We start from the raw sequence: 11900 nt of genomic DNA, 5'->3' as shown, positions 1-11900 counted from the left end.
AAGGGAGATAGCTCGGCTGTCTTAAGATGAATTCGTTAGTTATTAAGAGTAACGATTAACCGAGAAGTCCTCGCTTTAAGTAAGCCCTTAAGAGATACTAGGTGAAGGATAGTTCACTTAACTTATATGTGTAATAACAGTGAGAAGGAGTAGTAGTAATAGAAGCTGGTTTAGAGAGTTGACGGTCGGTGCAAGTCAATCCACGTTTCGTTATGAACTCGCCTTTGAGTTGCAGTTGTGAAACTAATAGTAGCAATTGCCGTTAATCCACGTTACGGATCTAAGCGAATGTATATTTTTACATTAATTTAGGGTGGTACCGCGGGAATCTATAACCTCTCGTCCCTTTCTAGGGATGAGAGGTTTTTTGTATTTTGGGCGGTGAAAATAAATAGAATTTCAAGGAGGGTATCTCATGAGCTTTAATCATCAAGACATTGAGAAGAAGTGGCAAGGGTACTGGGAAGAGAATAAAACATTCCGTACGCCAGATGAGACAGAAAAACCAAAATTTTATGCACTAGATATGTTCCCATATCCATCAGGTGCAGGCTTACACGTAGGACATCCAGAAGGTTATACAGCGACAGATATTTTATCTCGTATGAAGCGTATGCAAGGGTATAACGTTCTTCATCCAATGGGATGGGATGCATTTGGTCTTCCAGCAGAGCAATATGCACTTGATACTGGAAACAGCCCAGCAGAATTTACAGAGCATAATATTAATACGTTCCGTAACCAAATTAAATCATTAGGTTTCTCTTACGATTGGGACCGTGAAGTAAATACAACAGATCCAAACTACTATAAGTGGACACAATGGATCTTCCTGAAATTATTTGAAAAAGGTTTAGCTTACGTTGATGAAGTACCTGTAAACTGGTGCCCAGCACTTGGTACAGTACTTGCAAACGAAGAAATCATTGACGGTAAGAGTGAGCGTGGTGGACATCCAGTTGAGCGTCGTCCGATGAGACAGTGGATGTTAAAAATTACAGCTTACGGAGATCGTCTATTAGAAGATCTAGATGAGCTTGATTGGCCTGAAAGCTTAAAAGATATGCAACGTAACTGGATCGGTCGTTCTGAAGGTGCAGAAGTACACTTCAACATCGAGGGTACAGACGAGAAGTTCACGGTGTTCACAACGCGCCCTGATACACTATTTGGTGCAACATATTGTGTACTTGCTCCGGAACATGCACTTGTTGCAGAAATTACAACAGCAGAACAAAAAGAAGCGGTAGAAGCTTACATTAACGCTGTAAAAATGAAGAGTGACCTAGAGCGTACAGAACTTGCGAAAGAGAAAACTGGTGTATTCACTGGTGCTTACGCAGTTAACCCAGTAAATGGTGAGAAATTACCAATCTGGATCGCTGACTATGTTCTTGCAACTTACGGAACAGGTGCTGTAATGGCAGTTCCAGCTCACGATGAGCGTGACTATGAATTCGCATCAGTATTTAATCTTCCAATGAAGGAAGTTGTAAAAGGCGGAGATATTACGAAAGAAGTGTACACAGGTGATGGTGCACACGTAAACTCAGCATTCCTTGATGGATTAAATAAAGAAGAAGCAATCGCAAAAATGATTGAATGGCTTGAAGCAACGAGCGCAGGAAATCAAAAAGTAACGTACCGTCTACGTGACTGGTTATTCAGCCGTCAACGTTACTGGGGTGAACCAATTCCAGTAATTCACTGGGAAGATGGTACAATGACAGCTGTGAAAGAAGAGGAATTACCATTAGTTCTTCCGAAAACAGAAAACATCCGTCCTTCAGGTACAGGTGAATCACCACTTGCTAACATTGACGAGTGGGTAAATGTTGTTGATCCTGAGACTGGTAAAAAAGGTCGTCGTGAAACGAACACAATGCCGCAATGGGCTGGTAGCTGCTGGTACTACCTACGTTACATCGATCCAAACAATAGCGAAGCACTTGTAGATCCTGAAAAAGTAAAACAATGGCTTCCAGTTGATATTTATATCGGTGGTGCAGAACATGCTGTACTTCACTTGCTATATGCTCGTTTCTGGCATAAAGTATTATACGATATCGGTGTAGTTCCAACGAAAGAGCCATTCCAACAATTATTCAACCAAGGTATGATTCTAGGTGAAAACAACGAGAAAATGAGTAAATCAAAAGGTAACGTTGTAAACCCTGATGATATCGTAGCAAGTCACGGTGCAGATACACTTCGTCTATACGAAATGTTCATGGGACCATTAGATGCTTCAATCGCTTGGTCTGAAAATGGTCTTGACGGAGCTCGTCGTTTCTTAGACCGTGTATGGCGTCTATTCGTTCAAGATAACGGTGAATTAAGTGAGAAGATTACTGACGCACCAAATAAAGAGCTTGAAAAAGCTTACCACCAAACAGTGAAGAAAGTAACAGAAGACTATGCAGAGCTTCGCTTCAACACAGCGATTTCTCAAATGATGGTATTCATCAACGATGCATACAAAGCTGAAACACTTCCGAAAGAATATGTAGAAGGTTTCGTAAAAATGATTGCACCAGTTGCACCTCATATCGGGGAAGAGCTATGGAGCAAACTTGGATACAATGAAACAATCACATATGCAAGTTGGCCAACATTTGATGAGTCTAAACTTGTAGAAGATGAAGTTGAAATCGTTGTTCAAGTTATGGGTAAAGTTCGCGCAAAACTAACAATGAGTAAAGACGCATCAAAAGAAGAAATGGAACAACTTGCACTTGAAGCAATTCAAGACCAAATTGAAGGGAAAACAGTTCGTAAAGTAATTGTTGTTCCTGGAAAACTTGTTAACGTTGTTGCAAACTAAATCATTTAAAAAAGCTCAGAGCGTTTATGCTCTGAGCTTTTTTGTGTAGAAAATAATCTCAGGGTCACCTTCATCTAAATTTTCAATTATTCCACTACGTACAAATAAAAGAGCGGAATTCCAATACAGACAAACACCTATTTTTCTATAGGAAATATGATAAAAAAGGTAGGCTAAATTGAGTAGAAGAGGTGAAAGGAATGAAAGGGATGGACAATAATGCACCACATGGTTTCTTCGGGAGTGGGTCGGATAGTTATGAACAAATGATGTTAATGGGAGGAGGACAACAAGGATACGGTGGAATTCCGAGCTGGATGGGCGGAACACCTGGAGGGTTTTCTACATCAGTAGCGGGTGTACAAACTGGAATTCCAACATTAACAGGAGGATTTCCATCATCGGTAGCCGGAGTGCAAACTGGAATCCCGACATTTGTTGGCGGAGCAGCGGGAGGAGTACCAGTAGGCGTACCAACTGCATTTCCATCTTTCGTTGGAGGAGTACAGACAGGATTTCCTGTACCAGGAGTAGGTGTTGTAGCAGGAGGAGTAGGTGGATATCCGCAAGTAGTTCACGGTTACCATGGTCATCATCACCATCATCAAGGTCAACACGGCCATCATGGTCATCACCATCATCAAGGTCAACACGGCCATCATGGTCATCACCATCATCAAGGTCAACACGGCCATCATGGTCATCACCATCATCAAGGTCAACACGGCCATCATGGTCATCACCATCATCAAGGTCAACACGGCCATCATGGTCATCACCACCATCAAGGTCAACACGGCCACCAAGGTCACCAAGGTCACCAAGGTCATCACCATCATCAAGGTCAACATGGTCATCAGGGGCAACAAGTACATCACCAAGGCCACCACCACATTCATCCGCAAGCTGTTCTTTATCAAACTCATCAAGGCCAACACGGTCACCATGGACAGCACCACCAAGGCCAACATCATGGACACCATCACCAAGGCCATCAAGGCCAACACGGTCACCAAGGTCACCAAGGTCACCAAGGTCACCAAGGTCACCAAGGTCACCAAGGTCACCAAGGTCACCAAGGTCAACAGCACCAACAATATCAGCAATATCAACAACAGCAACAATCTTCTCCTTGGACAGGTGGAATGGGAACAGGAGGAGCAGGGGCAGCAGCAGGAGCAGCTAGTATTAGTGGGGCAGCAGGACACGCGGGGCACGTGGGTCATTAATGAGTTGCAGAGAAAAAGACATAATAAAAAACTGCTAGGAAATCCTAGCAGTTTTTTTCAGCTTCTTGACGCTGACGTTCAATTTCAGCACGAAGTTGCGGCTCTGGTGCTTGCCAGCCTTCTGGTTTTAGAATTTTGCCATCACCTTCACGGAATCGAGGTTTTCCATCAGGGAATAATTTTGCCATGTTTGCATTATTTACAATTTCGAATCCTTTATCTGGACGTACGCCCATTTCTGTAAACGTTCCGAATGCAAAGTAAATAAGGTCAATTAGTGCATCGTATTGATCTTCAACAGTTGTTGCTTCTAGAAATTCTTCTAGCTCTTCTTGCATAAAACTCGCACGAATTTTTGCGCGCTCTTCAGCTAATTTGGTTGGAGTATGTGTCACAGGATGTCCGAATACTTCGTGCATTTTCGCAACAAGTTCGTACCCTTTATCTAAACCTTTTTCGTTTGTCATGTTGTTTCAATCCTTTCTCGTTTTCTGCCGAATTTCATTGTAACATAAGGTGATTATGAAATGAAAAGAACATCTTATCGAAATAAGATGTTCGCTCGTTATTCTTCTTTTTTTATTAAAAGGGATGAAATAAGATCGATGCCAAAAATACCGACCAGTAACATTGGTATAACGACAAGCAAGTAACGTGTGAAGGAAACATTTTTTAAGTATGTATGAGCAAATAAAAAGACGCCGAGAAATAAAATACCATTTAAAATAGGCTTTACTAATTTTTTAGACATAAGCTCCCCCATAAATATCTTCTCTCTCTATTTAATAATAAAAAACTCCTCTCTCCGTTGTATCATGCTGGAGAGAGGAGTTCAATCATTTCTCATTCAATGACACCAGAATTTGTAATATTTACGGTGTATTTTATATGAACTGGAACATCTTTATACATTTGTCTCCATTCTTCTAATTTGAATGGGCGATAATGTTGCTTATACTTTGCACCTAGCCCGAGAGGATCGACGTTTAAAGATTTAAACTGCTTAATTAATTTGGCAGCCTGTATGTCCAATTGTTTTTGGACATTTTTTTCAATCTTTTTTGTGTTCTTGTTATTTTCTAAGTTAATTTGTTTCGATAGTTCTTGAATACGTGCATCAAGATGAACGTGAATGAAAAAGGAAGGCTTCCCGTTTTTAATTTTTATATCGTAAGTTGGAACAGAACGAATATTATTAATCATTACGTACGCAGAATCTGTTTTAAATTCATGTGAATCTAATTTATGTTTCTCTAATAGTCCTTTAAATATGAACATATCTTTTTCCGCAATTTTACCGATATATTTATCCTTTTTAAAAAGGCCAATTCCGGTAATTTTTATTTTATCACCATGCTTCTTTAGAATGGGAATATAGTAGTCTTTTCCTTCTTGGTAATAGCGAAATGCTCCTATATGTAGATTATCCGCTGGTAAAGGTCCGGTCTCCATGTTATGTTCTAGCAATTTTTTTATATAAATTGCAACGTTGTATGAAGTCGAATATTTGCCTTTTAAAAGTTCAGTACCATTCCCATCTAATAAAGCAGCATATAAAGCGTTCCCTATATTCACATCTCGAAGTAATGTATCGAATGAAGTAGACATTCCTGTTTTGGCAAGTCTTATTGTATATAGAGCGACACGCATTTGTCCGCTAGCAAATGGTTGAGAAGACTCTAAAGATGTGTCTGCTTTTACTTGTTTTACCGCATTTGCACTGCCTTCAAAAACTTGAACTTTATTTCCTTTTTTCTGAATGGGACAAACGAATGTCACTTTTACTTTATTATCTTTTGCGACATCAAAAACGCTTCCTTGAATAAGTTGTACATCATCGATAATATTTTTTTGTAAACATCCAGTTAGACTGAAGAATGTTATACAAGAAATAAGTATTAATTTACTTGTGCTTTTGATTTTTTCCATTTTCTTTTCACCCACACAATAATAAATAGGATTGGGATGTATACGTAAATGAGCCAAAAACTAACTTTTGATACATTACTAATAAAGTTATTAATATCGTGTCTGTTTGTTAAAAGTTGCGAAACAATGAGAGTGATAAAGATAAAAGCAATTAAAACACCCCTTTGTTTTACACGGAATATTTCATGAGTTCCTCTCATTGACGCCCATAAAGGGAGGATAAAACTTGAAATAATAACGAGTGCATAGCCTGAAATTGCAATATATTCGAGTCTTTCTATAAATGGTAATTGAATGACTTGGGTCATAGAAAGTTGTGCCCATATTGTTTTTAACAATTGCTTCTCACTAAAAAATGCAAAGGCTAAAAGGGTACTAAATAGATATAGAAGATTTGAAAATAGTGCTCCAAGCTGAGCGTATTTATGAGATTGCATAGGCTTTTTCACAAATGGATACACCATGAGGTAAATCTCAAAACCGGTCATACTGTAGATTGACAGTTGAGCGGATTTTAAAATGTCTGAAAAAGAATGTGTGAATATAGGTAGTAAATTATCCCAATGTGAATATTTCAAAACGAATAAGCTTAGAAATAAATATCCTAATGTACCACCAACAGAGATGACGCAAATACCGGTAATGACACGAAATCCAGAAGAGATAATGTAATAGCTAACTAAGCATAAAAAGAGTGTTAACATAAAGGTGGAAGCGGTAGGAAACATCCATACTTGAATAATTTCAACATATGTTCGGATGACTGAAATACTAACGATTAAAAAATAAGCCATAAAGATGATGCTAATGCCATTTCCTAGCCATTTTCCAAATGTTTGCCGATGTAAATCAACTAAATTCCCATTTGTTTCTTTTAATAAGACATACATCATCCATATAATAATATGGATGAAAATTCCTGTGATTATAACTCCCATCCAGCCGTCGTATCCAGCGGCTTTTGCGATAATTCGAGCGAATCCGAGAACTCCAGCTCCGAACTGTGCACCGTGAATTAAGAAGAAAACAAAGACAGGAGATATTTGATATTTTTCTTGAACGTTACTCATCGAATGCACCTCATTTCTTAATCATCAAAGTCTGATCTATGTTTTGTTGAAATTCCTTTCGCTGCTTTTTTTACATGTTGTGGCCTTGCTTGTACATCTCTTGTATCAATCATTGTTAAAGGAAAACGAATCCAAGAATCTTTAACAGATTGTTGTCTTGTTGGATAAAACAAAGCGTACGGCTTGCGTAAAGAAGTAAGCCTGAATAGATGAGTAAATAAGAAGATAAATCCAAGAGAAATCCCGAACAATCCGCCTATTTCTGCAAACATAAGAAAAGGAAAGCGTAGTAATCGAACAGCGTTACCCATTTTATAAATAGGTGTAATAAAGGAAGCAAGTGCTGATAAGGCAACGATAATTAATAAAATATTGCTCGTTAAACCAGCTTGTACAGATGCTTGCCCGATTACGATACCGCCTACAATACCGAGCGTTTGACCAACTTTCATTGGTAACCTTGCGCCGGCTTCTCTTAATAAATCAATTGCAAGTTCTAAAAAGAGCGCTTCAATTAAAGGTGGGAATGGTACTTGTGCCCTTGATAAAATCAAAGTTTCAAGTAAATCACTTGGAATAAGTTCATAATGATAATTTAAAACTGCAACGTATAACGGTGTAGCGCAAATTGAAAATAGAACGGCAATTAATCTTAAAATCCTTGAAAATGTAGCGTACATCCAGGAGACGTTATAGTCTTCTGGTGAAATGAAAAAATCGAAATAGGATACAGGTGTTAGTAAAACACTTGGAGAACCATCAACGAAAATAGCGATTTTTCCATCAATTAGTGCTTTTGTAACTCTATCAGTGCGTTCTGTATTGATATAGAGAGGGAAGATTGATTTTTCACCCATCAATTCTTGTATATAAGCACTATCATTAATTTGATCATACTCAAGAGCGCGTAATGATTCTTCTAGAAAATCTACATTATCTTTTTCAGCGAGGTTGTCTAAATACATCATGACAACTTTTGTTTTGGAAAACTCGCCGATAATCATTTCTTTTGTTTGTAAATCCAAAACAGGAAGACGTTTTCGAACTAAATTAATGTTTGTATCAATATCCTCTACGAAACCTTCTTGCGGACCAATAACAGTTGATTCGTTTAAAGGAGGGGTTGGCGCACGATAATTATCAATTGCAATGTTTGCAAGCATACATTTTTGATCTTGCTGATTTAATTGAATGATCGCATGCCCCTTTAAAACCATATCCTCAATTTTTTGTAAATCGTTCGTAATTGTAATGCCGCTCATCGGAATATGTTCTTTTAGTTGTTCTAGAGAAGCACAAGGTTTCTCTAAAAGAGTAGGCATTAAATATTTCTGTAATTTCTCTCCATCAAGTGAAGGGCGATAGTAAGAAATCCAATAAGGCATCGTTTCATCGTCAGATGTATGGTAATTAATAAAATCACTAGACTTTTTAAGTTTCTCTATTAAATCTTGTAGGGAATGAATACGGTCTTTTTCTGGTTTTGTAAAGTCATAAATACTATTACCTCCAGAGCTTTGTTGCTTACTTTGAGAAGGTTCATCTTGCTTAGTATTTTGTTTTTTATCTTGAGAAGAATCACCTTGCTTAGCGCTTTGCTGCTTATCCTGAGAAGAATCACCTTGCTTAGCGCTTTGCTGCTTATCCTGAGAGGAATCACCTTGCTTAGCGCTTTGTTGCTTATCCTGAGAGGAATTCTCTTGCTTAGCGCTTTGTTGCTTATCCTGAGAGGGATCCTCTTGTTTAGCACTTTGTTGCTTATCTTGAGAAGAATCACCTTGCTTAGCGCTTTGTTGCTTATCCTGAGAGGAATCCTCTTGTTTAGCACTTTGTTGCTTACCTTGAGAGGAATCCTTTTGTTTAGAGCTTTGTTGTTTATTCTGAGAAGAATCCTCTTGTTTAGCACTTTGTTGCTTATCCTGAGAGGAATCCTTTTGTTTAGAGCTTTGTTGTTTATTCTGAGAAGAATCCTCTTGTTTAGCACTTTGTTGCTTATCCTGAGAGGAATCTTTTTGCTCGTTATTTTTACCCTTATTATGTTTCATACTTCTAGTCTGTTCTTCGTTATCACCCTCTTGATTGTTAGAATGCTGCTCCCAGTTATCTGTTTCGTTTGCTTCTGGTGTATTTGATTTTTTTTTCTTACGTAACCAATTCCAAATCATATGTACGCCCTCTTTAATCTTGTAATATAGTGCTATTTTGTGGCTAATTTTGTATATTATTCATTTATTTATGAAAAGAAGAAGGAGATTAGTTTGCACAGAAAAAAGTCTTTAGTAAGCAGTTCATACTATAACGGGGAGAGGGAGAGTCTGTGCAAATTGTAAAAAAAGAGAAATTTGTTTTAAAAGAGTTTGCGTTTGAAAATGGCAGAGAAATTCCTGTTCAAATGGGATACGAGACATATGGTACGTTAAATAGAGAAAGGTCAAATGTGATTTTGGTTTGTCATTATTTTAGTGCAACAAGTCATGCGGCAGGAAAATATACAGTGCATGATGAGGAGTCTGGTTGGTGGGATGGGCTCATTGGACCTGGGAAAGCAATTGATACAAATAAGTATTTTGTTATATGTACGGATAACCTTTGTAATGTGCAGGCGAGGAATCCATATGTGATTACAACAGGACCGAAATCGATTAATCTAGAAACTGGAGAAGAATATGCTATGGATTTTCCGGTTTTTACATTTCTTGATGTAGCTCGTATGCAATATGAGTTAATAAAAGGTATGGGAATTTCAAGGTTACACGCTGTAATCGGACCGTCGGCGGGGGGAATGATTGCACAACAATGGGCGGTTCACTATCCACATATGGTAGAGCGGATGATTGGCGTTATTACGAACCCACAAAATCCAATTATTACGTCTGTAAACGTAGCAAAAAATGCGATTGAGGCAATTCAACTGGATCCAAGTTGGAAAGATGGAAAATATGGAGAAGAGCAGCCTATAAAGGGGCTTCATTTAGCGAGTAGAATGATGTTTATGAATGCGTTTGATGAGCATTTTTATGAAATGGCATTTCCTCGTAATAGTATCGAGATAGAACCTTATGAAAAGTTTTCTACATTAACATCATTTGAAAAAGAGATAAATACAGCGACATATAGAAGTATAGAGTTAGTAGATGCAAATTCATGGATGTATACTGCGAAGGCAGTTTTATTGCATGATATTGCACATGGGTTTTCTTCACTAGAAGAATCTCTTTCTAACATAGAAGCGAATGTACTTATGATTCCGTGTAAACAAGATTTGCTTCAGCCGTCTCGTTATAATTATAAAATGGTAGATATTTTGCAAAAACAAGGAAAATATGCGGAAGTGTATGAGATTGAAAGTATAAATGGGCATATGGCAGGAGCATTTGATATTCATTTATTTGAAAAAAAGGTTTATGAATTTTTGAATCGGAAAGTATCTAGTTTTGTGTAAAAGACAAATGATGGGGAAAAGGTGCAATGTTTGTAGTAGGCACCTTTTTTTACATAATTTGTAGACGGAAAATATATGTAGCGATTGCTATACCGAAAAACGCTATGCTGAGCAATAGAAATAAGAATGACATTTCTTGTGGGGAGTTTATTTTTCTATTATTTTTCATACTAAGAGCAATAATTGCAGCGAGTAAGAACACAATGCCCATAATGAAAAGAAAAAGCGTCATTTTAATCGACTCCTTTCATAAAACAAGTATATTGAGGATACAATGTGCTAGTTATGTTTGTAAAGAATAAATTTTTAGAGAAAATTGAGAAATAGTTTTTCGATTCTTTGCGTTCTTTCTTTTGCGTGCTAAAATTGGTAGAGAATGTTTGTGAAAAAGAAACTAAAGGTTTTATTGTATATAAGGAGGAACTACATATGACAGAAGTTAATACAATTACTACAGAAGAGGTACAAGAGCGTTTAGAAAATGGAGAAACGTTATTTCTAGTAGACGTAAGAGAAGATGAAGAAGTAGCGGCAGGAAAGATTCCAGAAGCTGTACATATTAAAATGGGCGATATCCCACATAAAGTAGATTTCTTTAATAAAGAGAATGAATATATCTTTATTTGTCGTTCGGGAATGCGCAGTGAAAATGTATGTCATTATTTAAATGAGCAAGGGTTTAAAACAGTGAACATGGTTGGCGGTATGCTTCAATATGAAGGTGAAACGAAATAGTTAATAGTTAAAAACTTGAAGCGAGTCTGTTTCAAGTTTTTTTCTTTTGCATACAGTATAAAAAAGGAGGAGGGGGAAATGGGAATTAATTTGCGTAAAGTGAAAATTATTAATAATACAGGCGCTGTTAATGTCGGTGACTGTTATGATATCTCGCCTTTAGCTGTGGCGAAAGTATATGCAGGTGCTGGAGGATCGAGTGCGGCTATTTTTTTAAATGGAAAAAGGCAGCCAGAAGCGGTGATTAGAACATCGGTATTTCTTCCGCCTTTGGCAACAAGTACACGTACGTTAGGTTCATAAAGGAAAGGTAGAGTGTAATTATGCCTGCGCATATAAAAGAATTTGTTATTGTTAATAATACTGGGAATATATTTACAGGTGATAATTTGAGTGATACTTCATTTACTGCTTCGAAATCATATAGTGGTTCAATGGGGTGCACTTGGATTGATGTTGTTACAGTAATAGGGACGGAGACGAAGCTTTGTTTACAGCCGGGTGATTCGGTGACGACAACATATACAAGAGGCACTCCTGCTGGTACTGTAACAGGAACAAATATGGGGCAAAGTGTAAATGCATCGGGTATAGCGCAAGCTGTCCCTAATACAGATAATATGGATTCAATTGCAGGACTCCCTTAAGGAATTAAGGGAGTTTTTATTTAT

The 11900-nt window shown here is 37.7% G+C and carries 12 protein-coding genes, 1 pseudogene and 1 other annotated feature; of the genes and pseudogenes, 6 read left to right on the top strand and 7 right to left on the bottom strand.

Features of this window, described 5'->3' with window-relative positions:
* Window positions 1–130 precede the first annotated feature (130 nt).
* Window positions 131–350: a binding site (T-box leader), on the top strand.
* Between the two features lie 65 nt (window positions 351–415).
* Entirely contained in the window at window positions 416–2824 is a 2409-nt protein-coding gene (gene leuS / locus ACW0JX_RS23100) for a leucine--tRNA ligase (protein WP_459245098.1), read from the top strand.
* Between the two features lie 24 nt (window positions 2825–2848).
* Here the strand turns inward: leuS and ACW0JX_RS23095 are convergent.
* Window positions 2849–2929, bottom strand: a pseudogene (locus ACW0JX_RS23095) (GNAT family N-acetyltransferase); the annotation flags it as partial.
* Window positions 2930–3024: 95 nt separating this feature from the next.
* On the opposite strand from ACW0JX_RS23095, the gene ACW0JX_RS23090 reads away from it, so the two are divergent.
* A complete protein-coding gene (locus ACW0JX_RS23090; protein WP_459245097.1) occupies window positions 3025–4053 on the top strand; it encodes a hypothetical protein in 1029 nt (342 codons plus the stop codon).
* Window positions 4054–4097: 44 nt separating this feature from the next.
* Here the strand turns inward: ACW0JX_RS23090 and ACW0JX_RS23085 are convergent, their stop codons facing one another.
* The 5 genes from ACW0JX_RS23085 to ACW0JX_RS23065 all read right to left on the bottom strand — a co-directional run bounded on the left by ACW0JX_RS23085 (window position 4098) and on the right by ACW0JX_RS23065 (window position 9217).
* The gene (locus ACW0JX_RS23085; RefSeq protein ID WP_098127456.1) at window positions 4098–4520 is read right to left on the bottom strand and encodes a pyrophosphohydrolase domain-containing protein; all 423 of its coding nucleotides are present in this window, start codon (window positions 4518–4520) and stop codon (window positions 4098–4100) included.
* A 98-nt stretch (window positions 4521–4618) separates the two neighbouring features.
* On the bottom strand, window positions 4619–4804 hold the full coding sequence (locus tag ACW0JX_RS23080) for a hypothetical protein (protein ID WP_000038781.1): 186 nt from the start codon (window positions 4802–4804) through the stop codon (window positions 4619–4621).
* Between the two features lie 92 nt (window positions 4805–4896).
* Window positions 4897–5982, bottom strand: a complete 1086-nt coding sequence (gene gerHC, locus ACW0JX_RS23075; protein WP_069356328.1) for a spore germination protein GerHC — start codon at window positions 5980–5982, stop codon at window positions 4897–4899.
* On the bottom strand, window positions 5952–7052 hold the full coding sequence (locus ACW0JX_RS23070; protein WP_459245096.1) for a spore germination protein: 1101 nt from the start codon (window positions 7050–7052) through the stop codon (window positions 5952–5954). Before ACW0JX_RS23070 ends, gerHC begins: the two co-directional genes overlap by 31 nt.
* Before the next feature lie 17 nt (window positions 7053–7069).
* Window positions 7070–9217, bottom strand: a complete 2148-nt coding sequence (locus ACW0JX_RS23065; RefSeq protein WP_459245095.1) for a spore germination protein — start codon at window positions 9215–9217, stop codon at window positions 7070–7072.
* Window positions 9218–9369: 152 nt separating this feature from the next.
* Between ACW0JX_RS23065 and ACW0JX_RS23060 the strand changes: the two genes are divergently transcribed.
* On the top strand, window positions 9370–10494 hold the full coding sequence (locus ACW0JX_RS23060) for a homoserine O-acetyltransferase family protein (RefSeq protein WP_459245094.1): 1125 nt from the start codon (window positions 9370–9372) through the stop codon (window positions 10492–10494).
* Window positions 10495–10543: 49 nt separating this feature from the next.
* On the opposite strand, the gene ACW0JX_RS23055 is transcribed toward ACW0JX_RS23060, so the two are convergent.
* A complete protein-coding gene (locus ACW0JX_RS23055; protein WP_000171889.1) occupies window positions 10544–10726 on the bottom strand; it encodes a hypothetical protein in 183 nt (60 codons plus the stop codon).
* A gap of 197 nt (window positions 10727–10923) precedes the next feature.
* Between ACW0JX_RS23055 and ACW0JX_RS23050 the strand changes: the two genes are divergently transcribed.
* From ACW0JX_RS23050 to ACW0JX_RS23040, 3 genes are all read left to right on the top strand, one after another.
* Entirely contained in the window at window positions 10924–11229 is a 306-nt protein-coding gene (locus ACW0JX_RS23050; RefSeq protein ID WP_000141254.1) for a rhodanese-like domain-containing protein, read from the top strand.
* A gap of 78 nt (window positions 11230–11307) precedes the next feature.
* Window positions 11308–11532 carry a spore germination protein gene (locus tag ACW0JX_RS23045; RefSeq protein WP_000512463.1) on the top strand — a complete coding sequence of 75 codons (225 nt, stop codon included), beginning with the start codon at window positions 11308–11310 and terminating at the stop codon, window positions 11530–11532.
* 20 nt (window positions 11533–11552) lie between these two features.
* On the top strand, window positions 11553–11876 hold the full coding sequence (locus tag ACW0JX_RS23040; protein ID WP_001110852.1) for a hypothetical protein: 324 nt from the start codon (window positions 11553–11555) through the stop codon (window positions 11874–11876).
* Window positions 11877–11900: the final 24 nt, after the last annotated feature.

It is taken from the genome of Bacillus sp. C-3-6 (assembly GCF_054509685.1).
The sequence above is the reverse complement of the archived record's forward strand: the minus strand, read 5'-3'. Positions and strand labels throughout refer to the sequence as shown.

Excerpts from the sequence above, each read along its gene's own strand:
- gerHC (WP_069356328.1), bottom strand. The coding sequence starts at position 5,982 with ATGGAAAAAATCAAAAGCACAAGTAAATTAATACTTATTTCTTGTATA.
- ACW0JX_RS23055 (WP_000171889.1), bottom strand. The coding sequence starts at position 10,726 with ATGACGCTTTTTCTTTTCATTATGGGCATTGTGTTCTTACTCGCTGCA.
- ACW0JX_RS23070 (WP_459245096.1), bottom strand. The coding sequence starts at position 7,052 with ATGAGTAACGTTCAAGAAAAATATCAAATATCTCCTGTCTTTGTTTTC.
- ACW0JX_RS23065 (WP_459245095.1), bottom strand. The coding sequence starts at position 9,217 with ATGATTTGGAATTGGTTACGTAAGAAAAAAAAATCAAATACACCAGAA.
- ACW0JX_RS23085 (WP_098127456.1), bottom strand. The coding sequence starts at position 4,520 with ATGACAAACGAAAAAGGTTTAGATAAAGGGTACGAACTTGTTGCGAAA.
- ACW0JX_RS23090 (WP_459245097.1), top strand. The coding sequence starts at position 3,025 with ATGAAAGGGATGGACAATAATGCACCACATGGTTTCTTCGGGAGTGGG.
- ACW0JX_RS23050 (WP_000141254.1), top strand. The coding sequence starts at position 10,924 with ATGACAGAAGTTAATACAATTACTACAGAAGAGGTACAAGAGCGTTTA.
- ACW0JX_RS23045 (WP_000512463.1), top strand. The coding sequence starts at position 11,308 with ATGGGAATTAATTTGCGTAAAGTGAAAATTATTAATAATACAGGCGCT.
- leuS (WP_459245098.1), top strand. The coding sequence starts at position 416 with ATGAGCTTTAATCATCAAGACATTGAGAAGAAGTGGCAAGGGTACTGG.
- ACW0JX_RS23080 (WP_000038781.1), bottom strand. The coding sequence starts at position 4,804 with ATGTCTAAAAAATTAGTAAAGCCTATTTTAAATGGTATTTTATTTCTC.
- ACW0JX_RS23040 (WP_001110852.1), top strand. The coding sequence starts at position 11,553 with ATGCCTGCGCATATAAAAGAATTTGTTATTGTTAATAATACTGGGAAT.